Annotated in this window: 26 protein-coding genes and 1 riboswitch; of the genes, 4 read left to right on the top strand and 22 right to left on the bottom strand. The window is 36.4% G+C overall.

The genetic code is table 11. From position 1 onward, the window contains the following. Positions 1-64: 64 nt before the first annotated feature. From IGJ66_RS04380 to IGJ66_RS04345, 8 genes are all read right to left on the bottom strand, one after another. A complete protein-coding gene (locus tag IGJ66_RS04380; protein WP_430616865.1) occupies positions 65-2,533 on the bottom strand; it encodes a BppU family phage baseplate upper protein in 2,469 nt (822 codons plus the stop codon). 56 nt (positions 2,534-2,589) lie between these two features. Further along, entirely contained in the window at positions 2,590-5,538 is a 2,949-nt protein-coding gene (locus tag IGJ66_RS04375) for a phage tail spike protein (RefSeq protein WP_430616864.1), read from the bottom strand. Further along, positions 5,535-6,323 carry a distal tail protein Dit gene (locus tag IGJ66_RS04370; protein ID WP_430616863.1) on the bottom strand — a complete coding sequence of 263 codons (789 nt, stop codon included), beginning with the start codon at positions 6,321-6,323 and terminating at the stop codon, positions 5,535-5,537. Before IGJ66_RS04370 ends, IGJ66_RS04375 begins: the two co-directional genes overlap by 4 nt. A 9-nt stretch (positions 6,324-6,332) precedes the next feature. After that, positions 6,333-7,958, bottom strand: a complete 1,626-nt coding sequence (locus IGJ66_RS04365; RefSeq protein ID WP_430616862.1) for a phage tail protein — start codon at positions 7,956-7,958, stop codon at positions 6,333-6,335. Positions 7,959-7,973: 15 nt separating this feature from the next. After that, positions 7,974-8,288 (bottom strand): hypothetical protein, encoded by a 315-nt coding sequence (locus tag IGJ66_RS04360; protein WP_249024360.1) that lies wholly within the window; start codon positions 8,286-8,288, stop codon positions 7,974-7,976. Between the two features lie 23 nt (positions 8,289-8,311). Next, entirely contained in the window at positions 8,312-8,659 is a 348-nt protein-coding gene (locus IGJ66_RS04355) for a tail assembly chaperone (RefSeq protein WP_067484904.1), read from the bottom strand. Positions 8,660-8,748: 89 nt separating this feature from the next. After that, a complete protein-coding gene (locus tag IGJ66_RS04350; RefSeq protein WP_430616861.1) occupies positions 8,749-9,252 on the bottom strand; it encodes a phage major tail protein, TP901-1 family in 504 nt (167 codons plus the stop codon). A 252-nt stretch (positions 9,253-9,504) separates the two neighbouring features. After that, positions 9,505-9,912 carry a transcriptional regulator gene (locus tag IGJ66_RS04345; RefSeq protein WP_067484901.1) on the bottom strand — a complete coding sequence of 136 codons (408 nt, stop codon included), beginning with the start codon at positions 9,910-9,912 and terminating at the stop codon, positions 9,505-9,507. Between the two features lie 266 nt (positions 9,913-10,178). Between IGJ66_RS04345 and IGJ66_RS04340 the strand changes: the two genes are divergently transcribed. The 3 genes from IGJ66_RS04340 to IGJ66_RS04330 all read left to right on the top strand — a co-directional run bounded on the left by IGJ66_RS04340 (position 10,179) and on the right by IGJ66_RS04330 (position 11,563). Beyond that, on the top strand, positions 10,179-10,514 hold the full coding sequence (locus tag IGJ66_RS04340; RefSeq protein ID WP_430616860.1) for a helix-turn-helix domain-containing protein: 336 nt from the start codon (positions 10,179-10,181) through the stop codon (positions 10,512-10,514). A 12-nt stretch (positions 10,515-10,526) separates the two neighbouring features. Beyond that, on the top strand, positions 10,527-10,871 hold the full coding sequence (locus tag IGJ66_RS04335; RefSeq protein ID WP_067484895.1) for an ImmA/IrrE family metallo-endopeptidase: 345 nt from the start codon (positions 10,527-10,529) through the stop codon (positions 10,869-10,871). Between the two features lie 86 nt (positions 10,872-10,957). Then, complete coding sequence (locus IGJ66_RS04330; protein WP_071869063.1) at positions 10,958-11,563, top strand: DUF5067 domain-containing protein; 606 nt, start codon at positions 10,958-10,960, stop codon at positions 11,561-11,563. Positions 11,564-11,943: 380 nt separating this feature from the next. On the opposite strand, the gene IGJ66_RS04325 is transcribed toward IGJ66_RS04330, so the two are convergent. The 7 genes from IGJ66_RS04325 to IGJ66_RS04295 form a co-directional block, all read right to left on the bottom strand. Next, a complete protein-coding gene (locus tag IGJ66_RS04325) occupies positions 11,944-12,219 on the bottom strand; it encodes an HU family DNA-binding protein (protein ID WP_002290178.1) in 276 nt (91 codons plus the stop codon). 243 nt (positions 12,220-12,462) lie between these two features. Then, complete coding sequence (gene der, locus IGJ66_RS04320) at positions 12,463-13,773, bottom strand: ribosome biogenesis GTPase Der (protein WP_067484889.1); 1,311 nt, start codon at positions 13,771-13,773, stop codon at positions 12,463-12,465. Between the two features lie 188 nt (positions 13,774-13,961). Next, positions 13,962-15,194 (bottom strand): 30S ribosomal protein S1, encoded by a 1,233-nt coding sequence (gene rpsA / locus IGJ66_RS04315; protein WP_067484886.1) that lies wholly within the window; start codon positions 15,192-15,194, stop codon positions 13,962-13,964. Between the two features lie 149 nt (positions 15,195-15,343). Next, the gene (gene cmk / locus IGJ66_RS04310) at positions 15,344-16,021 is read right to left on the bottom strand and encodes a (d)CMP kinase (RefSeq protein WP_071869061.1); all 678 of its coding nucleotides are present in this window, start codon (positions 16,019-16,021) and stop codon (positions 15,344-15,346) included. 41 nt (positions 16,022-16,062) lie between these two features. Further along, positions 16,063-16,680 carry an SAG1386/EF1546 family surface-associated protein gene (locus tag IGJ66_RS04305; protein ID WP_067484880.1) on the bottom strand — a complete coding sequence of 206 codons (618 nt, stop codon included), beginning with the start codon at positions 16,678-16,680 and terminating at the stop codon, positions 16,063-16,065. A 66-nt stretch (positions 16,681-16,746) separates the two neighbouring features. Further along, positions 16,747-18,156: a RecQ family ATP-dependent DNA helicase gene (locus IGJ66_RS04300; protein WP_430596746.1), complete on the bottom strand. Its 1,410-nt coding sequence runs from the start codon at positions 18,154-18,156 to the stop codon at positions 16,747-16,749. Continuing rightward, on the bottom strand, positions 18,140-19,174 hold the full coding sequence (locus IGJ66_RS04295; RefSeq protein WP_075491238.1) for a helix-turn-helix domain-containing protein: 1,035 nt from the start codon (positions 19,172-19,174) through the stop codon (positions 18,140-18,142). The genes IGJ66_RS04300 and IGJ66_RS04295 overlap by 17 nt, the downstream gene beginning before the upstream one ends. Before the next feature lie 31 nt (positions 19,175-19,205). Here IGJ66_RS04295 and IGJ66_RS04290 point away from each other — a divergent pair, with 31 nt between their 5' ends. Continuing rightward, on the top strand, positions 19,206-19,427 hold the full coding sequence (locus IGJ66_RS04290; RefSeq protein ID WP_067484872.1) for a ferredoxin: 222 nt from the start codon (positions 19,206-19,208) through the stop codon (positions 19,425-19,427). 191 nt (positions 19,428-19,618) lie between these two features. Here IGJ66_RS04290 and IGJ66_RS04285 read toward each other — a convergent pair whose 3' ends face one another. The 7 genes from IGJ66_RS04285 to IGJ66_RS04255 all read right to left on the bottom strand — a co-directional run bounded on the left by IGJ66_RS04285 (position 19,619) and on the right by IGJ66_RS04255 (position 26,912). After that, positions 19,619-20,359, bottom strand: a complete 741-nt coding sequence (locus IGJ66_RS04285) for an alpha/beta hydrolase (protein ID WP_075491237.1) — start codon at positions 20,357-20,359, stop codon at positions 19,619-19,621. Between the two features lie 188 nt (positions 20,360-20,547). Further along, positions 20,548-21,888, bottom strand: coding sequence for a M20 family metallopeptidase (locus IGJ66_RS04280; protein WP_430616859.1), 1,341 nt, complete (start codon positions 21,886-21,888; stop codon positions 20,548-20,550). 130 nt (positions 21,889-22,018) lie between these two features. Further along, complete coding sequence (locus tag IGJ66_RS04275) at positions 22,019-23,539, bottom strand: YfcC family protein (RefSeq protein WP_071869055.1); 1,521 nt, start codon at positions 23,537-23,539, stop codon at positions 22,019-22,021. A gap of 390 nt (positions 23,540-23,929) precedes the next feature. Further along, positions 23,930-24,535, bottom strand: a complete 606-nt coding sequence (locus IGJ66_RS04270; protein WP_067484859.1) for an ECF transporter S component — start codon at positions 24,533-24,535, stop codon at positions 23,930-23,932. A gap of 123 nt (positions 24,536-24,658) precedes the next feature. Next, positions 24,659-24,784: riboswitch (FMN riboswitch) on the bottom strand. Positions 24,785-24,866: 82 nt separating this feature from the next. Then, positions 24,867-25,583 (bottom strand): pseudouridine synthase, encoded by a 717-nt coding sequence (locus IGJ66_RS04265; RefSeq protein WP_430616858.1) that lies wholly within the window; start codon positions 25,581-25,583, stop codon positions 24,867-24,869. Continuing rightward, the gene (gene scpB / locus IGJ66_RS04260; RefSeq protein WP_067484853.1) at positions 25,583-26,158 is read right to left on the bottom strand and encodes an SMC-Scp complex subunit ScpB; all 576 of its coding nucleotides are present in this window, start codon (positions 26,156-26,158) and stop codon (positions 25,583-25,585) included. The genes IGJ66_RS04265 and scpB overlap by 1 nt, the downstream gene beginning before the upstream one ends. Continuing rightward, the gene (locus IGJ66_RS04255; protein ID WP_308726879.1) at positions 26,142-26,912 is read right to left on the bottom strand and encodes a segregation/condensation protein A; all 771 of its coding nucleotides are present in this window, start codon (positions 26,910-26,912) and stop codon (positions 26,142-26,144) included. Before IGJ66_RS04255 ends, scpB begins: the two co-directional genes overlap by 17 nt. Between the last annotated feature and the right edge of the window lie 8 nt (positions 26,913-26,920).

Raw genomic sequence — 26,920 nt, 5'->3', positions numbered from 1 at the left:
ACCTTTCTCTTGTTAAATTTCTGCGTAAAAAAGCGTACTCAATTGAACTCGTCTATCTTTTAAATTAAAATGCGTAACTAAAATCAACAGTCACAAAATCATTTACATTGTAGACTGCTTCTGAATTGTTTTCTAAATATAAATATCCATCCGTCTTTACTGTTAGACGAGTAATTACTGTTCTTCCTGAAATCGTTGTGCTGATGCCAGTCATATACTGCTGGATTTGTGGTGGAATAGGCAGTTTCAATAACTGCTTATTTGCTGCATCCACTCCTTTGACAGCACCTTTACAATAAATCCTAGAACCAATCAAAGAAAACGATACTTTGTTTGCAGATGAACTCGTGTACTCTGTGATTCCAGATAAAAATTGGAAAGGCATCGTTGTAATCGCGCTATCATTTGCAATATATCTGCTCTCAGTGTAAATCGAAGGATTTTCAATTTTATTGTCACTGACTGTAATATCTGTTGTTTGATTAGATGCGAGAACTGCTCGCTTAATCGCTATTGAATCACTGACAAAATTGTTAACAACTTGACACAAATTCGAACCAGCCCCAATAAGTATACTTTCCTCTTTATTCACAGTTGACGTATCTGTCAATGTGTTCGCGTATATCGCAATCATTTTTGCGTTATCGACTACATGGATTCCGTGAACGTCACATTTACTGATGATATTATTCACGAATTGCACATTACTAGAATAGATTTCAACCGCAGTTTCTTCTTTAACTGATTTTGATACATAAACACCACTCGCTTTGCACGATGTCACGACATTATTCGACACGACGCCTCTTGATGAACCAGAAACAGAAACGCCATTGTTTCCAACATCTGTTATAACGTTTGACGATACAGTAAAGTCTTCTGCTTTGTAAATAAAAATACCTGACCAGTTACCACCCTTACAAACGTTGTTAGAAATGTTTGCATTTTTTACTTTACCAGTGTTTTGCCCCCAAACAGTGATACTAGACACGTATTGTTCTACTGCCTGTGGTTGAATCACAACGTTGTTTACGATGATTATTTTGTCAATATCAACACTTTTATTCGTTTGAACACCGTTTGAATCTATAGTATCTTCTGGACGCTCAATAATTGTGTTGATAACGATGCCAGCAGCGCAATTATATAAACGATTATTTTCAATTAGTACGTTAGTCCAGTTGTAGCCGCGAATACCTGCGGTTAAACAATCATGTATTTCACAACTTGAAATCGTTATATTTTCGAAAGGCTTATCAACCACAGCCGAATGACTTTCTACTGCACGTCCCCACGATCCAAGTTCTGTTGATAAAAATTTACAACGATAAACCTGAATATTTTTCGGCGGTGTGCAGTCAAACGATTGATGACTTTCATACAAATCACCAAAAGCACCGATTTTATCAAGATCAAGTTGAATAGCGCCACGAAAATTTTTACCAGTAAAACCTTCAAAAATGCTGTCTTTAATAACTGCAGTATCTATTCCGTTTAATTCGACTGCGTGCCCGTTAACGATATTTTGAACGCGGACATTTTTGATTGTTATATTCTTTGCGTGTGCAAAAAAGAAGCATTGGCCGGAACTTTGATTGTTCGTGTAGAAATCCCATGTACCACCATCAATTGTGATATTCCCATTTCCTTCGTACTCATAAATCGGCGCATCACTTAATTCAAAATTGAGTGTGAAGTTTTTCGCGTGATAGCGAAGAAATGTCACATCATCACTGGCTTGTAAATGTGTGCCTTCCAACAAAATAAGTTCTTTAGTCAACTTATACTTTCCAGAAGGAAAAAACACTTTTGACTTTTGATCTTTGGCAAATCGAATAGCTTCTTGTATTGCATCAGTGTCATCGTTGACACCGTCAGCTAAAGCGCCAAACCATTTCACGTTTACACGATGTTCAGTAAATTCATTTTTCATTTTTTCCATAATGGTGTAGTCCCATTCACGAAATGAATTAAAAATACCCATTCTAGATAAAATGGTCCCACCAGGATCAATTGTTTCCAAAATTTCCCGATTCTGTTCAAGAAACTCTTTCCAGCTAGCTTTTCCATCTTCAATATATTGATTAAATAAACGATACAGTTCTTTAAACGTGAACCAATAATTTGAGTCTTTGAATGGCTCTGTGTAAATAGACTTCTCAACGGTATAATAAAATGAACGTGTACTGTACTGTTCTACCCACTCACCTGTCGACAATTCTTTTCTAAAACTAAAGTAAGCCTCATTTCGTCCAACCATTTGAAAAGCATTAGCTGATAAAGTATGTTTTAACGTGCCTTTTGAGCCGTCAAATTCTTTTACAGGCTCCTCCGAAACACCTTGTCCGGTAATTTTTTGTGCCATTAAACAAAAAAATGGCTGTAAACCTGTAAATGCTTTAACTTGGCCATTTTCAATAATTTTGACATCAAATACTTGTGTTTGATCATCTGCTTGTCGAACTCTAATCATATTTGTATAGTTGTTCTGTTCCGTTGTTGATAAAGTTACTTTATGCGTAATTTCTGCCAAATTGCCCACTCCTTCTTAACCTGTATTTTTGATTTTTTCACGGTACTCTCTAGTAACTATTTCACCGGCACAACAATGGAAGCAATCGCACTGGCACTAAAATATTCACGATCCAATTTTCCACAAATCATACCCAGCTCTGTATTTTGTTCATAAGTTTGGATTCGATTATTGTCTAATCCGCGTATCACACCCGTGTGCCCATAGGTATCATCAGCAAACCAAGTACCGACTCGTCCACCACGCGCCCAGTTGATAATTGCACCTACGACTAATTGATCGTAAGTCGGATTTTGAATGACTTTCCATCCAACTGCGTCCCAATCATAAGCAATCCCAATATCAGAAGCCGCAGAAGTATTTCCAATCACATGACTTAATCCATACTGTGTGCCTGCTCCTAAGCCACAGCCACCTAAATAACCCGAATATTCAGCAGATAAGCCATAGCATTGACCATTTCCAATTCGTTGATTCAATAGCGTTTCAAGATGTTTCAAGCCTTCTTCTCCAGTTGATTCACTAGCTTTTAAGTCTTTAAACTTGTTGTACCAATAAGTTGCTGCTTCAACACGTTCGCTCAACGCTTCTGCACCAGCGCGCTCATAGTTTTTCAAAAAGGCATAGGTTCCTGTATAAAGATCTTCAACATTTTTGAAAGCTTCGACACTAAGTGGGTTCACTGCTCCAATCCATTGGCCGTTATACATACACCACTCAATCAATCGTGCTTGGGCAGCAGAAGAGCGATAGTCTTGTGTAATCCTTGCGGCAGTTATCAATCGTTGAACATATTCACGACCATCCCAAGTTGCCGCACCAATTAACGGGTATGCAGACCCATCCCATTGTGTCCAACCATATGCTGGACCGCTGATTTGATCTGAATCTGGATTCATCGTTCCTCCAGTCTCACGACTAATATTACCTAAGATACTTGCAGCAGCAATTGGGCTATAGCCATTAGCCAAAGCAAATGCCCACCAATCCCATGCCCATTTTTCTGTATCTGTCGTCAGCTCTGCTGGATAACCTCCCGTACTTGTGCCCCCACCGGGGTTAGGTCCACCATTTTGACCTGGGATTACTTTTTGTCCATTAATGTACAGCTCCTTTGCGTCTAGTCGCCCATTTACTTGTACTTTCCCTTCAAACGTTACGTCGTTTTTAAAGACAACCTTTCCCTCACTAAACGTACCTTCTCCCAAAAGTTTGTACTTCCTCTTTTCGCCATTCGATTCTTTGGGAATCTGGAAAACAGCTCTTGAACTACCACTTTCATAAGCAGAATTAATGGAAAAAATCTGTCCCGGATACTGGATGACTGCAAATCCATTTGGTTTACCAGCTCCCGAAGTTCCTTCGATTTTACCTACAACTTCCCCCTCAACTGCCTTTTGCCAATTCTCATTCGTGTAATTTAAATCTTCTGGTGTTTCTTTGTAGTATTGAAATTCTAATGATCCTCTATCTAAAACGGCTTGGTAAGTCATATTTCGATGAGCCGATTTCAACATGACACCCTCCACAAGTACTCCATTCAAAATACCTGCACGAATAAAATTCGCATTGAATTGACCATCTAATGACCAAGCGGTTGTTGAAGGACCATTATGAACATCTTTGATTGTTTTCCATTGGCCTTGCTTACATTGCTTAAATGAAATTCCAGAATTATTTTCAATCATAAAATACTTCGAGTTAGGAATATTTTTCCCGTCCATATAAACCGTTTCATATACTTCACGGCTATTGCTAACCCCCGCTTCAATTCCATTTACCTGATAAACAGAGCCACCATTTTCTCCAGCACCACGCATGATATCATCTTGATATTTTCCGATTTCAGTCGATTGATAGAAGTTCATTTTCGTTGTTTCCAAATCAGATAAGTTAGTTGAAACTTTTGCTGACTGTTTTCTTGTATCTTTTGTTAAATTGTCACCTAATTCAACCGTTGTTTTTCCAGTTAAACGATTGATTTTCGTCTTATAGATTCGAGTGGCATAATGATACCCTTTGTCATATCTATGAATAGTTACCGTATTACCAATAACATCACCGTCTGTTACTTCTGCTCGAAATTGCGCCAATGGTCTAGCCGAATCCAGTAAAGTCAGATAAGTATTCTTTAACAATTCTTGTGGGTCATCAATATCGTCAAAAACAACAACCGTTTCTCGTTTATACATCTTTCCATTCTTTTGTGGGATACCAAATTTTTTTGTTGCTACAGGATCTTCAATGAAAACTTGCCCTTTAGGTTTATCTAATGGATCTCCGCTTGCTTTTTTCCATTCCACATTGGTAAAATCAAGTCGCTTTCCTTGGCCATTTCCAACATTTTCACCTTTTCCACGACCGATTATTGAAGTATAAATAGTGCTTTGATCGACTTCTTTAATCACAGTCAATGCTTTGCTGCCATAAGTAAATCGCGTATTAGAAAGTGAACCAATCTGCTGGTGTACTTCGATCCACTTATCTTTGATTCCATCCGCATCAAGCGTGCAGAAAAATAAAAACTCCATTCCGAAAGTTTGCAATTGCTTTAGTGCTTCTCGTACAGAAAGATAATCGAAAGTTACTGTAACCTTAGATAACTCTGGTTCGACATAACCCAGCCGCCAGTTTCCGTTAGTAAAAGCCAATAGCTCATTGAGTAAAGAAGTAATCGATTGATTCTTTGCTAGTACCCGGCTGATAATATACGAATCCAATTCATCCGGTGCAAAACCAATTCCAGTAAATTCAAGCGTTTCATTCGGATCACTTACTTTAGTAATTCGATACAATGAAAAAGACGATTCGCTTTCACGAACCGCCATAAATTGCGCGTTTGCAATTGTCTCATCAAATTTCGTTGTAACATAAAGCACGTCGTTCAATAATTCTTTTTTCTCTGCAGTAATTTCTTTTTCTTGAGAAACTTCAATTAAATTCTTCACATCTTTTCGTTTAATCAAATGCTGAAAGTTATCAAAAAAATAAACTGTCGAATTCAAATAGTCGCCCCCCTATAATAAATTTTTAGTGTTCCGTTACTGCTTTTTATCTCTTGCCCTTGTTCCAGACAAAAATTTTCAAAATCACTGTCCAGATCAATGATTGGTGTCCAGTCTGCTCCGTTTACTAATACACGTTGCTCAGCAAACTGAAAAACGATCTTATCACCGATTTGGATTGGTGCATCACTGATGCTAATGGTCTGTTTTCCATTAGTGATAGTAATTGATTGATTATTTGACAACACCGCTTCGATTTTACGTGGTGTCACCGGGAAAAAAGTTGGTATACCAACATAACCATCTGTCACAAATTCTTTCGTGTACTTTAATGGATCAACACAAAGAATTGTAAAACTAGAAATAACAGAGTTAGATTCACCACTGACTGTTTGGGCAGAAGTATAACGTCCATAATAATAGTAATCTAGCTCATCATAAAAACGGATCTCAACATCATTTGATCGATACAAGTGATTCAATAAGGTTTTAAACTTAAACTGCAAAGTTTCTGGATTACGATCCTCAAGTTTATACGTGATTTTCAGTTCTCGTACTGGAAGTGTCTGGTTCATCACAATTGCGCCCACTTGGATTGCTTGTTGTTCAATTTCTGTTGAAAGCATTTCTCTTCCCTCAACTTTTAACGTTTGGTAACCTTCAATTAGTTCTTCCAAAAAAATACCATCATAGCTCATGGCAGAAGTTGGAAGAAATTGTTCGAACATGTGCCAGCTCATCACGGTATCTTTAAATGAATATAATTTATTTTTCCATTCTTCCATTTTTCCCTCCTAAAATTCTAAATTCAATTCTGTGCCTTCTCCTAAAGCTTGTGAAATATCATCCACGAAAGCTCTAAAATTCTGTTTGCCCAATGTAATCGTAAATACTGCTGGCTTTGCGGAACCTGTAGAATTTATTCGATGTTCAACTTGTGTATTCATCTGACCGTTCGCTCGAGTTAATGTCGCTTCCAAATCTAAGTCGCGTACTGGTTGAAATCCATCGGCTAAATGATCCGCCATTGTTCCAATATTTTTTCGAACAGTATAGAAGCCATTGGTTAATCCTTGATTTAGTCCTGACATCATTGCTTGCCCTGCAGGAATCAAAATTTTACTGTCATAACTAACTGGGCCCTTATGTTTAACAATCCAATCTGCAATGCCAGTAACAAATTCTTTTCCTGCTTCCCAGGCTGCTTTTAAACCATTGATAAAGCCATCAATAATCGCTTTTCCTGCTTCTAAAAGATCGATTTCTGACAAGGAACCAAACAAATCTCGAATTCCTCCAATAATGCCATTGACAATCTCTTTCGCTGTTGCCATAAAGGTTGAAAAAGAAGATGTTACAAAATCACCAAAAGTACTGACAATTGACTGAATTCCCGCTAATACAGCATCCCAATCACCTTTAATTAAGGCTAATACGGTTTGAATGATTCCCGAAATAAAGCCCATAATAAAATGAATCGTATTTTGAATCTGATTAAACACACCACTGACTACTGACAAAATGACGGATAATACTGTTTTGAACACATTAGAAATGATTGCCCAAGCTGCTTGAACAATTACTTGTACTACCGTGCTCCATGCAGTCCAATATGCTTGAATTTGACTCAAAACAACTTGAACAACTAGTTGAATTGCAGCTAAAACAACAGTAAAAACATTCTGAATACTTGTCCATACGGTACTGACAACATTCATAATCGTCTCCTGATTTGTTTGCCACCAAGTTAAGAGCATCGCAAACATGGTCTGAACAAAAGTCGTGATCGTTGTGATTACTGGTTCCAAAAATGACTGGATTGCTGTCCAAGCAGTAATGATCGCTTGACGAAATGTTTCATTGGTGTTCCATAAATAGATCAATGTTGAAACTAAAGTCACGACAGCAGTGATAATAATTGCTATCCAGTTCGCATTCATTGCAGTCGTTAATAATTTCTGTGCAATCGTTGCACCTTCCGTAGCCTTTGTCCAAGCTTGATATGCAGTACCTAAACCAGCAATCTTATCCTGGATTCCAACAACTGTAGAATAAGTGGTTAAAACATCATCAAAACCCGCCATCGTTTCACCAAAGCCAGCCCCTTGTATCCCATTATTAACAGCACTTGTTGCCTCGGAAATTTTTCCAATCAGGTCTTGAAAACTTTCTACTTCCTTTGAAGAGGAACCAGCTAGATCCATTGTTGAAGCTTTACTAGTAAGCTGTTCAAATTGCTTGACCGTTTCCTTTAATGAATCAGTGACTGTGTTAATAACTGAATTAAGTGAGTCAAAACCAGAAAGATTACTTGTCATTGATTTGATTGCTTTGCTTGCCTTCTCAATGCCTGTATTCATTGCACCCAAAGATCCTTCACTAAAAGCTGCAAGAATACTTTCCGCTGTATAGTCTCCCATAAATAACCTCCTTTCTTAAGTATTTGCCTTTTTGACCAGATCCAAGAATTCTTGATTTTCACCTTGTGGTAGATAGCCAACAATTTTTTCTTGTAGTTTTTCATAATCAAAGAATGACTGAAATGTTGGATAAACAGGTACTTGTTTTTTCCCCTTTTTAGCCTGGGCTTGAACTTCATAATTTTTCCAGGCTGCAAGATGTAGAAAATATTCTTGATCCAATTGTCTTAACTGATATGCTTTTTGTCGTAACTGATATTCAGAAATCGTCATTCGATCAATTTCAAGAAAATCATTCATTTCTAAATAACGTAAACAGTTCAGTTGCACTTGCTGGTATATCTCAGTAAAATTTATTGGTTTGCTTGAATGCGTTCTAGCAACTGTAAGGTCTTGTTCTTCGTAAATTCCGACTTTTTTAGCTCTTCTAAGAGTTCTTCAAACAATACCTCAGACCCATTTTCCACGATATAATTTGCTAAATCGTCTTCACTAACCTTTGGTGTCTCGGTACTGTTTGCAACTTTTAGCATCTCAACTAACGTTTCGACATCTTTATTAAAAAAATTCGATAAAATACTTTCTAGGCCCATTTTCAAAGTTAAGCCATTTTCTGTTACCGAATAACGACGATTCATTTCCTTGATAAAACCATAGCCAAATACAAATTGGTAGTCTTTTTCTTTAATCACTAAGTTCATCTTGTCTCTCCTTTTTAATTCTGATATTCAATTGTTTTTGATAAAAAATGGATTGTGTTAGTCATGAAACCACACAATCCATCATTAGGTTAAACTGTTTCAGAAACAGTGTCCTTAAACGTATACTGAAGCACTTTTGCTTGGTCTTCAGATAACGTAGCATATCCTTCCTGACCAACACCGTTAACAGCGAAAGCTAAGCTTAGTTCCACATTATCTTCTGCTGTCGCATTTGGTGTAAATTCCGAAACATAAGCTTGATAATAAGTTGCTTTATATTTATCCGCGTCTTCACCAATTCCATTTTCTGCTTTGTTAATTTCCCAAATTTCAACAATTTCACCATCTAATAATGCTTTTTTCATCTCGTTGACATGTGTGTCTCCTTTGGCAACAATCGAAGTTGCAGAGAAATCATATTCAACGGGACTCAAAGTATGGACATTTCCATCTTTCGTCACAGTGGCTTCTGACTCACGGGTTAAGCCATTTTCGTGTTCCGTTTGAAACGCCATTTTCCATGCGGGTCCTTCACTTGATTTGCTTAATAAACGATAAAGCAAAATAACGTCAATTCCTTTTAGTGCTTCCATTTTTCTTCCTCCTGTTTTTGGTTCAAACAAAATAGCTCCATTTTTGACCATCTTATTTGAATTTTTTTGAAACAAAAAACATTAATCTAAGTAGAAATCACCACCTTATAATAACTTCAAGAAAATCTTTCAATTCTAGTTTAGTTTTCTTCATTTTTAAGAAGCAAGTTAGTTCATTCTGAAATGTTTATTTTCTTGATGATATTATTTTAGCCTGTTGACTATGAAAAAAATTCCTGAGTTTTTCCATAGTTACAAACCTAACTCATCTGCAACAGTTTCAAAAAATTCATTTCTTAGTTCATAAGCCTTACTTTTACTAATAAACAAACGTTGACTCATTCCTAGTAAATTAACTGTTGCATTTTTTTGTAAATAGAGTTTTTCAATAATTTCTCTCGTATTTTCATCCGCACGCGCCAAACAATCTTTCACTACGTCACGATTCCTTTCCAAATTCCAAAGTCGGCGATCCATCGCAATGGTGATGGCCATTCTTTCAGTTGCTATACTATGGCTTCCTTGACCACGAATCGAACTATTTAAATCAGCTTCTATGAATGGATGACGTAATTCTTCTTCTCTTTGTTTAATATACGCATCTGTTTGATAATAGTCGGATAAAATATCCTTAATATAATTAAATGTTGATTTTCGCAAAATACTTCACTCCTAACTAATTTTATATAGGTAAAAAATATAGTTTATTGTAAATTTCTCCTCTCACTATCTTCATAAAAAAATATAATTAACCAGATAAATCAAACTTACATTGACACAAATCCCAAAGTTCTATAAAATAAAAGTAACAAAACGACTCTTCTCATTCGTTTTGTGTTTCTATGAGTAATCTATAAATAATATTATCCCATTATTTTATAATTTACAATATTTTTATAAAAAAATATAAAAAAGGAGCTTTTACAATGATTTTATACGAAAGAGTTTCAGAACTTTCAAAAAAACAGGGAATCAGTTTAAACAAACTGGCAGAAGATATTGGATTATCTAAAAATGTGATTTATCAGTGGCGAACAAGTAGTCCAAAAGCTGAGACTCTTGAAAAAGTAGCAGAATATTTTCATGTTTCTGTAGATTATCTGCTTGGACGAACAGATACACCTGCTCTAGGAGATAAAATAAAACTACCTGAGGATCTCGACAAAATTCTAGACAATGTGAAAAGCTTTGATGGAAAACCAATGACTGATAATGACAGAGAGGCCATTCGCGCATTTTTAGAAGGACGAATGAGTAAGTAAGGAGTCTTTTTTATGAAAACAATAAAGGAGCTACTCGCTAGTCATGGAATTGAGCTAGTCGTAATGGAATTAGAAAAAAGAGGCTATTATTTTGATGAGTTGAAACTGATGGTCGTTAATCAAAATCAATCGGAAGAAAAACAAAAACAAGTGATTCTTCATGAACTCTATCACGCTCTTAATCATTCAGATTTTAACGCGTTATACACTAATCCTGTCTTCCATTCAAAAATGGAAAACGAAGCAAATACTTCGATGATTAATTATTTGATTCAAGAAAATGATGGTCAATTCAACTACACAAGTGTGCTAGAAGAATTTAATTTGGGGTTAGGTTGGGAATGTCACCTGAAATAAAAAAAGTCCGTGCTGTGAACACGGACTTCCACCTCATTTTTGAGATACTTACAACATAATTATATCAAAGAAATGGGGAGTTAAGAATGAGAAAAGTTATTTTGGGGTTATTATTTACATCATTATTTTTAGGAGCATGCGGAAATAAGCCTAACAGTGAGTCTAGTGCATCAAGCAGCACACAACAAGAGATTACAGAAAAGAGTAGTGAAACAAAGGCCACTTCTTCAAAAGTAGAAACTACAAGTGATTTTGTTGCAACTGCGTCAGAAGCAACTTTCGATGGCACTATGTTAAAAGGGAACTCTTATTCTATTAAGATTACCGATTATAAAGTTATCCAACCTGGTGAAGCTGGCAATGACTACGGGGAAAAACCAGTGATTGCTTTTTGGTTTGATACTTTAGTAAATCCTGATTATGATAATTCAGCACCGATTTCGCCCAACACTGCATGGATTCTAAATTTTAAAGCGATACAAGATAACGATCCAAATAAAGTAAATAAACTAACTATTGCAAGTTTGCCTGATGATAAATATTTACAAGATCAATCAGCTGAAATTAAACCCGGTGGCTCCATTTCAAGTGCAGTTGCCTATGAATTGACAGATACAGAAACGCCTGTAACTCTTACTGCTGAAAGTATGATGGGGGATAATTTTGGTAGTGCTGATTTTCCTGTAAAATAGCACAAAAAACACACCTTTCAAAGTAAAGGTATGTCTAAGATAAATAAACCTAGCATTATGCTTATTATAACATCAACAGGAGACGTTAAAAATTGTGTATGAAATTATTGATTGGCGCTTGAACTATTTTTAAGTATGTAGAAAGATATAAAAATCCTTATTCTGAAAAGGAAAAAAAGATTAGATTAAAAAACTTATGTGCAACTTAATGAGAAGAAAAAAGAAAAAATTCTGTTTCATGAAAAAATAAATCAGTAAGCTGTTTAGAAAGAAATGGTCTTTAATTATTTTGTACCCTTTTCGCCTCTTTCTCTTTATAGTATGTAAAAAAAGATAAAACCCATTAGAGCCCTAAAGCTCCAATGGGTTTTATTGCACAATTATTTAACTGCGTCTTTCAATGCTTTACCTGGTTTGAATGCAGGTACTTTGCTAGCTGGGATTTCGATTTCTTCACCAGTTTGTGGGTTACGACCTTTGCGAGCTGCGCGTTCGCGAACTTCGAAGTTACCAAAACCGATTAATTGAACTTTTTCGCCGTTAGCTAAAGCATCTTGAATAGTTGAAAATACAGCGTCTACAGCTGCAGTTGCGTCTTTTTTAGTTAAATCAGTAGCTGAAGCAACTTTTTCGATTAATTCTGCTTTGTTTGCCATGGATTAGATTCACCTCCTCAACAAGAGATATGATGTAAAACATCAACCAATTAAACAATCTGAGTGGTCCAGAATGTTTAATAGAAATATTGACTTACTTCAATATTCTGTTATCACGATATCATATAAACCGCTTAATGGCAAGGTTTTTACTGATTTTAACGTGCTTTTTTTGGTCATTAAAACGTAATAAAAGAAAGTACCTTTATCCTTTGAAAAAAAAGAATGACTATGGTAAAATGCCTATTTTCTTCTTCTTGGAATGATTCGAATCGAAGTTCCTTCAAAAGTAAATGCCTTACGAATTTGATTTTCTAAAAATCGTTCGTAAGAAAAATGCATTAATTCTTCTTCATTAACAAATACCACAAAGGTTGGCGGCTTAACAGCCACTTGTGTTGCATAAAAAATCTTCAAACGTTTGCCTTTATCTGTTGGTGTTGGATTGATTGCCACAGCATCCATGATGATGTCGTTCAACACTGCAGATGAAACACGTAGATTTTGATTCATGCTGACATCTTCAATCATTTCTGGCAGACGATTCAAACGTTGTTTCGTCACTGCAGAAACAAAAACAATCGGTGCGTAGTCAAGATAACGGAACTCATCGCGGATTTCTTGTTCAAAATCACGCATTGTGTTCGTTTCTTTCTTCACTAAGTCCCATTTATTCACCACAATGATGACTCCGCGACCTGCTTCGTGTGCATATCCCGCAACACGTTTATCTTGTTCACGAATTCCTTCTTCAGCATTTAAGACCATCAAAACGATATCTGAACGATCAATAGCGCGCATAGCACGCATAACACTGTATTTTTCAGTATTTTCATACACTTTCCCGCGTTTTCTCATACCTGCTGTATCAATCATCAAGAATTTTTGACCATTTTCTGATACAAAATGAGTATCGATTGCATCACGAGTTGTTCCTTCAATGTCCGAAACGATTACACGATCTTCGCCTAAAATTGCATTGATTAAAGAAGATTTACCGACGTTTGGACGACCAATTAAACTAAATTTAATTGTATCATCGTCTTCTTCTTCTGTATCAGTGGCAAAATATTTGACTGCTTCATCTAAAATATCACCAATTCCCAGACCATGACTCCCAGAAACAGGGTATGGATCTCCTAATCCTAATGCATAAAATTCATAAATATCATTACGCATTTCAGGATTATCTACTTTGTTAACTGCTAAGATAACAGGTTTATTACTGCGATATAAAATCTTTGCAACCATTTCATCCGCATCAGTGATACCTTCTCGTCCACTGACTACACAAATAATCACATCTGCTTCATCAATCGCGATTTCTGCTTGATGCTTGATTTGTTCCATAAATGGTTCGTCACCTAAATCAATCCCGCCTGTATCGATCACGCTGAATTCACGACCTAACCATTCGCCTTTTGCGTAAATACGATCACGAGTCACTCCTGGAGTATCTTCGACAATCGAGATACGCTCGCCAGCGATGCGGTTAAAAATCGTAGACTTACCGACGTTCGGACGGCCAACGATTGCAATTGTTGGATTTGCCATATTTTTTCCTCCTCACAAGTTTCCAATCCTACTTAGTTTAACGAATGAACCCCAAACTTTCAAGCTTAGTTATTCAATTCATCCAACTATTTTACATTTTTCTTGATTATCTGTAATCAATAAGGAAAAAAATAAGACCAAGACAAAAGCTTTCACTTTCGTCCCAGTCATAAACTGACGTTACTTAATTATTTATCTGATTCGTCGTCTGCTGTTTCTTCAACTTCTTCTTTTAAAGCATCACCTAAAATATCACCCATTGTGAATCCAGTATTTTCTTCTGGTAATTCATATGATTCAATATTTTTTGGTTCTTCTTCAGAAGCTGGTTTTTCTTCCAGTGCTTTGATACTTAAAGCAATACGATGTTCTTCTGGATGAACTTCTAACACTTTCACATCAATTGTTTGACCTTCTTGAAGTACTTCATGAGGTGTCGCAATATGTTTATGTGAAATTTGAGAGATATGAACAAGCCCTTCTACCCCAGGAAAAACTTCCACGAAAGCGCCAAAACTTGTTAGTCGTTTAACTGTGCCTTCTAAAACAGCTCCAACTGGTGCTTTGGCTTCAATGTCTGTCCAAGGTCCAGGCAATGTATCTTTGATTGATAGTGATACACGTTCTTGTTCAGGATTGATTGATAAAACTTTTACGTTTACTTCATCCCCAACAGCCAATGCATCACTTGGTTTTGCTACGTGACTGTGTGAAATTTCTGAAACGTGAACAAGTCCGTCGATTCCGCCTAAGTCAACAAAGGCACCAAAGTCAGTCAAGCGTGCAACACGCCCTTCAATGACATCACCTTCATGAATAGCAGTTAACACTTCTTTTTTCTTTTCTTCTTTTTCAGATTCAACTACTGCTTTATGAGAAAGGATCAAGCGATTTTCTGATGGTTCGATTTCAATAATCTTGAAGCTCAACGTTTGACCTTTATAATCTGAAAAATCAGCTACAAAGTGATCTTCAACCATTGATGCAGGTACAAATCCACGTACGCCAACATCAACAACTAAGCCACCTTTAACTACGTTTGTTACTGGTGCTTCGATAATTTTACCAGCTTGGAAGTCTTTTTCGATGTCTTCCCAAACTTTTTTTGCATCTAAACGGCGTTTTGATAATAAATAACTTCCGTTTTCTTTATCTTTACCAATTGTACTAATAACAACTAAGTCTAAAAGATCGCCTACATGAACAAGTTCATCAATGTCATCTACAGGTAATGTCGATAATTCTTTTGCTGGAACGACACCTTCAACGCCAGCACCTTCGATTCCAACAATTACTTGTTTGTCTTCAATAGCTAAAACTTCACCTTTAACTACATCGCCAACACTAACTTCTTGAACGCTCTTCATTGCATCTTCCATTGACTGATTGCTATCTGCTTGATTTTGATCAAATTCTGTCATAACACTTGTCCTCCTAACCAACATTATGCCGTAAATACGGTACTAATTTAAGTTTAATTGATTCTTAAAAAAAAATAAAGCGATTTCGCCCGGTTTATTTGAAAATTATTGACTTTCCGCCAATTTCATCGTTTTTTGTCAATTAATACTTACAGTTGGTAGCCTTTTTCAGAAACAACGTTTTTAATCATTGCTACCACTTCTAAAATAGATTTTCCAGTTGTATCAATTCGGACGGCATCTTCTGCTTGTTTCAACGGAGAAATTTCACGCGTTGAATCATAATGATCACGCTCTTGGATTTCTTTTGTTAGTGTTTCTAAGTCAGTTGGGATTCCTTTTTCTTGGTTTTCTTTATAACGGCGTTGTGCTCGTTCAGAAACACTCGCTACTAAAAAGATTTTGACCTCTGCATGTGGTAGTACGGCTGTCCCAATATCACGTCCGTCCATTACTACGCCACCGTTCTCACCAATTTGTTGTTGAATAGCAACCAGCTCTTCTCGAACTTTTCCATGCGCAGAAACCTCCGAAACAGCTTTCGTTACATCTGGTTGTCGAATTTCAGCTGTTACATCTTGTCCTGAAATAAACACATGTTGACCATCTGCTTGTTGTTGGAAAGAAATCGGATTTTCTTTAATCAAAGTAACTAATCCTGCTTCGTCAGCAAACGAAATTTGATGCTTGATTGCCAAATAAGTCACTGCTCGGTACATGGCTCCTGTATCTGTGTAAATATATTGAAAATCTTTTGCTAAAATTTTTGCTACAGTACTTTTGCCCGAAGAAGCCGGCCCATCAATTGCAATACTAATCTTTGTCATAAAAACGCTCCTCAAAAAAAAGCCGCAAAATGCGGCTCACATTATTTCACTCGTAATTCTTGTCCAGGATATAACATATAATTATTTGGATCCATTCCATTTAATTGGAATAGTTGATCAATGGTGATTCCAGCACGCTCAGCTACTTGTTTTGGTCCTTCACCTGCTTGAACAACTGTCGTTGAACCAGCTGCCACTTCTGTTGATGAAGAAGGCGTTGTTTCTGCTTCTTGTGCTACTGTTTCACTTGAAGCTGGTGGTGTAACTGGTGCAACTGAACTTGAAGTTTCAGGCTCAGTGATACTTGATTCTACTGTTTCAGAGCTTTGAACTGTTTCAGTAGTTGAAGAAACAGTTGTTGACTCTTCTTTTGAACTCATAGTTGAACTTTCAACGATTGATGAAGTTGTCGATGTTGAAGACGAACTTGCTGCATTATTACTTGAACCATTTCTAATCCAGAAGTAAGCACCTGCTGGGATTGCGATACAAAGTACTAATAAAAACAAAAAGAGTGACAAGAAAACAGTGTTTCCTTTCTTTTGCTGTCTTTGAGAGCTTCTTGAAGAATTTTCATCTTCTGTGTCATAAATTGGTTGCTCCCATGGTTCTTGTGTTTCGTTATTTTCTGATGATTGATGTCTATCTTTTCTGCTCACCTTTGCTACCTCCTAATTTCTTTCGTGAGTATTATACCATAGGAAAATGGGCCATGCCTAAAAAAATTACCCCTCCACGTTTTTTTTAAATAAATTTAGTAAAATCTCTTCCCAGTTATTCTCAAAATTACTTGTTCCTACTTTTGTTTCTGCAAAAAGGAGCCATGATGCTTCATCAATGTCACAACAATTTTGTGGTTTTTCTGTCAATTTTTCGCCAAAATAGTTCAAAATAAATTCTCTGCGACAAGTCGTTGCATGAATATAACGTAACATTTGATATAAACGAAACTGCTTCTCTTTTTCTTGAATCTTTAATTTTTCCATCCATTGATCTGGCTGATTTGTTTTTTTGACAATTTCTAGCCATTTTTGCTGAAGTTCGTCAAAGGGTTGTTCGATCTCTTGCTCATGTGCTAAATAAATTTCAAAACCTTGACGCTGCTCTTTCGCTAATTGATTAAAAAAATGATGAATCACTTCATCTCCTGTTTGATACAATAAAATTGCTGTACTTGGCTTCTGATCGCGGCCAGCACGTCCAATTTCTTGTACATAATTTTCCAGACTATCTGGTAAATCATAATGGATAATATAACGAATATCCGCTTTGTCTATCCCCATACCAAATGCGTTTGTTGCAATTAAAAATTGCAATTGATTTTGGGAAAATTGTTGCTGTAACTGGCGTCTTTGGCTTGCATCTAGACCACCGTGATAGTAGCCAATTGAAAAGCGACCACGCAATTCTGCATACAAACGCTCCACTTCTTTTTTAGTTGCACAGTAAATAATGGTTGCGCCATTGATTTCTTTCATAATGGCTTCTAGCTCAGCTGCCTTTTGAGTTGTTTCCCTTACAAATAGAGCGATATTTTCTCTGTTCACAGAATGCTTAACGATTTTGGGTTTGTTAGTAAATAACACAGTTTCAATATCTTGTTGAACTGCGCTTGTTGCTGTAGCTGTAAGTGCCAAAGTCACTGGAATCGCTAATTGTGTTCTTATTTCGCCCAAACGTTGATATTCTGGGCGAAAATCAACCCCCCATTGTGAAACACAATGTGCTTCATCAACCACAAAAAGACCGATTTTTTGTCTTTTTAATTGTGTTAATATTTCTGATTGCACTAACATTTCCGGGCTTAAAAATAAAAATTTGTATTGAGATAAATGCTCCATAACGTATTTCCGTTCTGAAAAAGTCAGTAAACTATTAAATGCTACAACTCTTTTTTCTCCCATTTTTTGCAACTGCATAACCTGATCTTCCATTAGCGATAGCAAGGGTGAAACCACAATGACCAAACCTTCCGATAGATAGCCAGTTAACTGGTAACATAAACTTTTCCCATTTCCAGTTGGCAAGACAGCTAGTACGTCGTCTTTATCCAGCAATGTTTGAATAATTTCTTCTTGGCCTGGACGAAAAGTTGAAAAGCCAAAATAACGTTTTAACTCAGCTGATAAGTTCATCTTTTTGGCCTCCTTTTAATGCTCGTATTTGATAAAAACGAAATTCACCATAATCAAGTGTACCTGTTTCATTTAACTCTTGGTAACGCCAAGTTTGAACAGGAGCTGTTTGACTAGCTAATAATTGGTTCGTCTCTTTTGAAATCAACTGATCAAACGGAAAGTCGTCTAAGAACAAGGCCCATTCAACTAGATGATCCGTGATTGTCCCCTTTTTCAAATGACGACGTGCCATAATTTCAGTAAGTGAATATCCTTCAAGAAAAAGTTGCCGTGTAACCAGCATACTTTGATTGTAATTTTGTGCCACAACAGGTAAAAGCAACTGAGCCAATAAGAAATCCGGAAACTGTTTCAATTGGCTCAAAAAAGCGTGAACAGCTTGCGCCTGTTGTAAATAAATTGTCGTTTCATCCTCGTTCGTCTCAATTAGCTGATAAGGCAGTAAACCGATTTGTTCAAAACCAGAAAACTGATTGGCTAATAAATTGGCCTGCTCTGTCGTTAGTTTGCTTAAACAAGCCGATAGCTCGTGATAAAAAGTATCAGCTAGCTGTTCTTTTGAACAATCGCTATGGGCTAGCCAGGATTTGATTCTAGTTGTATAAAATGGGCTAGTCTCTGCAGGTAAGTAATCTGACTGACTTACAGCTAAATATGAAACAACTTGAATTGCGAATTTTGTCAGTCGCCACACCTCTTCCCAGTTTCTACCGTAGAGGTCAAAATGTAATTCAGGATATAAGACATTCAATTTCTCTTGACGTTCTCTCCCTCTTGTTGTCAAGAAAACTTCATTTTCTTCAATTTGAATCAAGCCTGATGTTTCTAACTCAGTTAATCGTTGCTGGTAGGTTTCCTGAGTTAGTTCTGGTAAACTACTGTGAGCTGGCAACAATTCATTCAAGAAGCCAAAAATCAATACTGAAGTTGTTTTTTTACCTGTCAGTAATTGATAAAAAGAACTGACTCGCAACTTGTTTCTTGTAGGAAATAAAGATAGAATAAATGAAAGCATAGCAATTCTCCTTAAGTTAGGATGGTTAAAAATGTCACTATTATGTAAACTTGTACCCGAACGTTGTATTGCTTGCGGTCTTTGTCAAATTGAGGCCCCTGATATTTTTGATTACGATGAAGAAGGAATCGTGCTTTTTGCACAAGAACCAGAAGCACATCAACAATTTGTCACTGAAGCAGAAACTGAGTATGTAAAGAAAGCCTATCAGAAGTGTCCCGTTCGAGCAATACTATTGGAGGAACAAAACTAATTTGTCATTACTTCGGCAATTCAATTATGAGTTTCATAAGAAGAGTTGTCTATAAAATAGGATGAGCAAAGCTTCTGCTCAAAAAAAAACGTGAGTCCAATCAGAAACCGTCTGAAAAAATTAGCTCAATCGCTACTTTTTCAAGCTGTTTCGCTAGACTCACGTTTTTTACTTACTAGTGGTGAAAGGGATTACCAACCATTTTGCTTCAACCAATTTTCAATCGTATTTACAAGAGCGATTTGCTGGTCTTCGTTCGTAATTTCTGCTTCTCCATCTTTTTTCTGTTCACCATATGCACCAAATCCACTGTGGTTTCCACCATTAATCACCACATACTTTGTTTGTGCAGGTAAGTATTGTTTGGCCTCTTCATATGCTTCGTGATTTAATACTTGATCTTTTGATGCCGTAATTGAAAGTACCGGAATTTTCGACTGAGATAGTTCTCCTTTTTTGTCAGGATAACTTGCTAAGAAAAAAATGCCTTTATTCTTATCTGTTACATTTTGAGAAACATACCGACTACTCATTACCCCGCCAAGTGAATGTCCGCCAAAAACAAAGGTGCGATCAGGAAAATCCTCAATCACTTTTTCTGCACGATTTTTATCTAGTATCGCTAGATTGAGTGGCATTTTAACAATTGCCACATCGTAGCCAGTTTCAGAAAGTTTATTTGCCCAAACACTGTAACTTTCTGGCTCAACTAAAGCACCTGGATAAAAAATAATGATTGGATGTTGTTGTGCCAGTTTCTTTTTTGGACTTTTAAAAAAAAGATACTCCTTATTATCAATCGCTTTTTTACTGGTTGTTAATGCGGTTTGGCTTGGTTCATAAGTATTTTCTTTTAAATAATAATAGCTTCCAACACTAATCAAACCTAAAATAACCAATAAGCCTAAAAATATTTTTCCTAATTTTTTCAAGCAACCACCCTCCTTCAATCATCTTTTAATTTATTATACGTGTATTTCAAAAAAATGACGAAAGAAATTTCTTAATTGCTTCAAAAAAAGAGATGTGACAGCATCGTCACACCTCTTTGATTAAACCTTGTACAAAAAATTTTCTCTCATAGAATTAAGATGTTTCTATAAGATTACTCACAAGCTACTTATTTTGCACACAAGCGATAAACAGCTTCAGCATAAATTTCCATTGCTTTATACATGCTGCTTAATTCCCAACGTTCGTTGGCTTGGTGCATGAAATCTGGTGTATCAGGGAACATTGCTCCAAATGCCACACATTGATTCATTGTACGAGCAAAAGTTGCGCCACCTGAAACAAATGGTTCAGTCATGTCGCCAGTGATATCACGATAAGTTTGCAAAAGATTTTTTACTAGTTCACTATCTAGTGGCACGTATAGTGAATCTAAGAAATCAAAATCTTCATAAGTTAGTTCATATTTTTTAGCTGTTTCTGTTAGTTTTGCTACTAAATCATCTTTTTTAAATGTTACTGGAATACGCATGTCTACACCAATTTTTGTTTGTTCTGGTGTAATTTCTAAACTAGCAAAGTTCATTGTTAATTCGCCAGATTGTTCATCTTTCGTCTTTCCAACAACATTTTCACCCGTTGCGTTTTCTTTCACTAATTTACCTAAGAAATCAATTGGTGCAAAATTAAAGACTTCAGCTAAAGCCATAGACAAACGTGAAATAGCATTTACGCCTTCTGGTGCATCCTTCGCATGAATGCTTTTTCCAAGAACAATAATTGAGTCACCATGATCTTCAAAATCAAAACCAAGTTTGTTCAATGCTTCTTTCACTTCTTCTAATTTTTCACCAGCGTATGGTGCAGCATCAGGAACGACGTTTAATGCGCCACCTGCTTTCACAGAAAAATCAGATGTACCAGGACCTGTCAAATAGGCTTGTAGTAATCCTTTTTCAGCATAAATCAATGGGAATTCAGCATCCGGTGCAAAACCTTGTGTGATTCCTTCTTCTTTTTCATTGTATTTATCTAAGCAGCGCCATAAGTTTTCTTCATCTGTCCCAAAAATAAAGCGAATCCGTGTATTAAATTCAATTCCAGCATCCATCAATGATTTAACAGCATACATTGCCGCAATTGATGGTCCTTTATCATCTTGTGATCCACGTCCAATCAACCAGCCATCTTTTACAGTTGGATCAAACGGCTTTGTATCCCAATTTTTTTCATCCCCAGCAGGAACAACGTCCATGTGACACAAAATACCAAATAATTTATCACCAGAACCAACTTCTGAATAACCATAATAGCCGTCTGGGTCTTTAAATGTGCGGAAGCCTAATTCTTCACTGATTGCTAAAACCTTATCTAATGCTTCAACAACTTTTGTTCCGAAAGGATGGCCTTTCCCAGTATCCTCTTCATCTAATACAGAAGGGATTCTGATTAGTTCATTAAGTGATTGTAACGCTTGTTCATGATGTTCTTTTGTAACAAATTGTTTCATTCCACTTACCTCCTAATAAGATAAAAGACCCGATAGTTTGCCTACCGAGTCTTCTTAAAGCCAACTCAGTTAGCTTTGTTTACTTTATTATTTAATGATAGATGTTTCTAACTGTTTTGTCTAGGCAAAACTAAATCATTGCTGCAACACCGAGAATCACACAGATAGCTACAAATAAAATAGCAATCAGTTTACCTGTGAATTTCCACCAAACAGAGATGTCAAAACGAGCAATCGCAACAGCCCCCATAACAATAGCAGAAGTTGGTGTAATCAAGTTAACCAATCCAGAAGCAGATTGATAAGCAGTGATAACTAAGTCTTTACCTACACCAGCAAATTCACCCATTGGTCCCATAATTCCCATTGTAGCCGCAGCTAAACCTGATGTTGATGGAATCAAGAATGACATTGGGATATAGAAGATGAACGTAATAATGATGAACACGCTTGAAGATAATGTGCTCAATCCTTGTTCTCCCCAGTGTAAAATAGTATCAGTAATCAAACCATTGTTCATAACAACTTGGATACCACGAGCAACAGCAACAACGATTGCTACGCCGATCAAGTCTGATGCACCAGCTAGGAATTCTGAAATAAATTCAGATTCTTTCATGCCGTATGTGAATGCAACAACGATTGCCATAACTAAGAATAACATAGTGATTTCTGGGAAGTACCAGTCACCAAGTGGTAACATGTCAATCCCTAATACTGTACCAATTACAGGAAGTCCTGTTAACCAGTTTGTTAATGATTCAAAAATAGTAAAGTTTTCATTCAATGTTGTCCAAGGAATCAAACTGATGATCATGATACCAAACGTAATAAAGAATAAAATATTAACAGATTTTTGTTTGCTTGTAATTGTTTCTTGACGACCAATCGATTCGATATCGAAATGTTTCATGTCTTCTTGTCGTTGGCTATAAACCAAAGACTTGGTTGGATCTTTTTCGATTTTTGAAGCATAACGATAAACATAAACGATTGAAATGCCTAATAAAATCACAAACATCAAGAAACGTAAGCCAATTCCTTCACCCATTGAGATACCAACAGCTTGAGAAGCTACCCCTGTGGCAAACGGATTAACAGTTGATGCCAAACAGCCTACTTGCGAACCAACTAAAACGATTGCAACAGCTACTACAGTATCAAAACCAACCGCCATCATAACTGGAATTAGTAATGCATAAAAAGGAATTGTTTCTTCGGCCATTCCGTAAGTTGAACCACCTAAAGCGAATAAAATCATTAACACAGGAATCAACATTTTTTCTTTGCCTTTAAATTTCTTAACGACAGAAGCGATTCCGGCATCTAATGCACCCGTTTTATTGATAATTCCTAAAAATCCACCCACAATCAAGATAAAGAACGAAATCGGAATAGCAGCTGGTGTCGCACTTGTTAGCTCACCTGCTTCAACCCCCAACATCCCATTGATTGGTGCCATGAAAATATCCCAAAGACCTTGTGGATTTTGTTTTACTCGTTGATAAGATCCAGCAATGATGTTGCCTGCATCATCTACACTATAGTGACCAGCCGGAATAAACCAAGTAAGGACAGCGATAATTGCAATGATAATGAATAAGACCGTATACGCTGACGGCATCTGAAATTTTTTCTTTTTTTGTTCCATTTTCTTCTTCCTTTCCCTTTTTCATTTTTTAGAATCAAGTAACATTGGTTCTATCGTTATTTTATCAAAAAGAGCGGCAGAACAAAAATAATATCTCAAATAAATGATACTTTTTGTTCATAAAACCATTTATAATGACGAATCATTGCCTCCTTTCAGCTAAGATACTTCTTTCAAAGTAATTGTAGCCTGTCTTTTTGTTTTTCAAACAAACCTATTCGTCATTTAAAAAGAGAAGAATTTCACATTCGTTCATTACAAATTCATGTTTATGCATAAAAAAATAAAATACTCAATAACAACTAATAAAACGTTTACATTTGCGGTTTTATTGCATTTTTTTTCAAAAAAAAAGGACCAAAAAATTACTGGTCCTTTTGAATATACATTTTAAATCGTATGTCTTTGTTCTAAGGCATGCTGTTTACGACTTAACCAAGGTAATAACTTAGCGTGTAAAACTAAGAAAGCAGCACTAACGATAAATCCTTTGATTAAGTTAAACGGAACAATTCCAATCAATACATAATTAACCAACGGCATACCTAGCATTTGATTAGCATTCAATCCAAAAAACATAAGATATAATGGTGTAATAACAAAATAGTTTGCGATACTCATGAAAATTGTCATTGCTAAAGTTCCTGTGACAACACCTAAAATTTTGTTTCTATTCGCATGTTTTTTATTTTGTTTGAAGAAGTAGAAAATTGGTAACGTAAAAATTGTCGTTGCCAAAAAACTTGCAACATCACCAACTAAATTGTCTGGTGAAAATCCTGTTGTCACCAAATGTAAAAGTGAGCGTAAGAAAGCTGTTGCGACACCAGCTACCGGCCCGAATAAAAACATACTGATCAAGACAGGTATATCACTAAAATCAATTTTTAAAAAACTAAATGCTGGCATAATTGGAAAAGCAATAAATTGCAAAACCAATCCGATTGCAGCAAACATCGCTACCATGACCATTTTTTGTACCCGTGTGTTCTTCATTTGAAATCCTCCTGTTAGGACTCCTCTTCAGCGAACTATCCAACTAATTTTTCAAACAAAAAAACTCTACTTTCACAGGGAAAATAGAGTTAGAGTTATCTGATAAATGATTAGTCAAATAAGCTCTATCTTCTTTATCCAGACTTTACTGTCGGTATCGGAATTTCACCGATTCAGCTATTTCTTAGAGAAATAGGTCGTGGACTGTAACCACCGGTCGGGAATTGCACCCTGCCCCTGAAGACGAACCTTTTATATTATTTTGTTTACACTTACATTATACATAGCCTTGAAAAAAAAGCAACATTTAGTTCTTACAAAAAGTAAGCTTTCATTTTGAATGATTTAATAATGTACTGATTTCTTTTTTGTTTAACTCACGATACTCTCCTGGACGTAGCCCTTGAAGAGTCAGGTCACCATATTTTTCTCGTTTCAGTTTTTGTACGGGTAAGCCAACTGCCTGTAGCATGTTTTTTACTTGGTGATTACGTCCTTCATGAATTGTTAACTCAACAATACTGTGATTCGTTTTAGGATCAACTGACAAGATTTGAACTTTAGCAGGTGCCGTTCTTCGTCCTTCTAGTTTAATTCCTTTCGTTAAAGGAGATAGCACCGATTTTGTAGCGATCCCTTTTACTTTTGCAACATAGACTTTATCTACCTCATGCTTTGGATGCGTCAAACGTTGCGCAAATTCACCATCATTTGTTAATAGTAAAATACCAGATGTATCATAATCAAGGCGTCCTACAGGATAAATTCGTTCTTTTACCATCGGCAACAAGTCAGTAACCACTTTTCGGTTTTTATCATCTGATACTGCAGAAATGACCCCTTTTGGCTTATAAAGTAAATAGTAACCATATTCTTCTTGATAAACTGGCACTTCGTCTACTTCAACAACATCGTGTTTTCCAACTTTTACACCTAATTCTCGCACAACTGTGCCGTTGACTTTTACCCGACCAGCTAAAATAAATTCTTCTGCTTTTCTTCGAGAAGTAATTCCCGCATGCGCGATTACTTTTTGCAATCTTTCCATTACATTTTTTCTCCTTCGCTCACTCCATCAAAAAATAAATCCAATGATTCATCATCTTTTAACGCGTTTTCTAATTCTTGTGTATCTGGCAACTCAGTTAAATCTTTTAATCCAAAATAATCAAGGAAATAGCCAGTTGTTCCATACAAAATGGGACGACCAGGACCTTCCACCCGCCCTTTTTCTTCAATTAGCTTATGAGCAACCAATCGCTGAACGGGACCAGAAGCTTGGACACCTCTGATTTGTTCGATTTCTGTACGTGTAATTGGTTGTTTGTAAGCAATGATTGCTAACGTTTCAACTGCTGCTTGTGATAACGTATTTGATGATCCTTGCGCATATTTTTTTAAGAGTGGCGCTAATTCTTTCTTAGTTGTTAAGACGAAATGGTCTTCTGTTTCAAAAATGTGTAACGCTGAATCAAGAGTTGCTTGGTATTTTTTTTCTAAGGCTAAAATCAATTCAGCTAATTCTTGTTTATCAACATTCAATAAATAGCTTAGTTCTTCACTACCGATTCCTGCTTCGCCGGCCACAAAAAGGATAGCTTCTAGTTCACTTAATTTTGTCATTCGTTGTATCTCCTATTACTGGATAAAGCATGATTGAATCATAATTTTCAGCCTGCTCAGCAAAAATCTGTCCATTTTTCATCAGTTCAAGTAACGCTATGAAGGTCGTCACGACTTCTGCTTTTGTTGGTGCTTCAAAAAATGATTCAAATGTACAGCCCGCTTGACTGTTCACTAGCTTTTCCTTAATAAAACTCATACGTTCTTCGATTGTCGTGTCGTCTGGGGCAATCGTCTTTTCCACTTTTTGTGAAAATTGTTTGCGCTCCAAAATGGCTTGCATCGCCCGAAATAAATCGACTTTTTTTACTTGTCCACGTTTGAGAGGCAATTCTTTTTCTGCTAAGTCTTCTACCATCGTTGGCTCTTTTGAGTAATATAAACTACGTTCCTCAGCTTTTTCAACTAGTTTTTCTGCTGCATACTTGTACTTTCGATATTCTAAAAGTTGCGTAACCAATTCGTCTCGTGGATCTTCTTCCCACGTTAAATCATCTTCAATGGCGAGTTCCTGAACAGGCAATAATGTTTTACTTTTGATTGCCATCAATGTAGCTGCCATCACCAGGTATTCTCCCGCTAGCGCTAGCTCCATTGTTTTCATCGTATGAATATAGTTCATGTATTGCTCAGTAATTGTCGCAATTGGAATGTCATAAATATCAATTTCCATTTGCTGAATCAAATGAAGCAATAAATCCAGTGGTCCTTCAAAAATATCTAGTTTAATATTGATTTCAGTCAAATGATTCACTCTTTCTT

The sequence above is a fragment of the Enterococcus sp. DIV0176 genome (genome assembly GCF_050528535.1).
GTDB classification, from domain to species: domain Bacteria; phylum Bacillota; class Bacilli; order Lactobacillales; family Enterococcaceae; genus Enterococcus_B; species Enterococcus_B thailandicus.
This window is presented reverse-complemented; position numbering and strand designations above follow the sequence as displayed.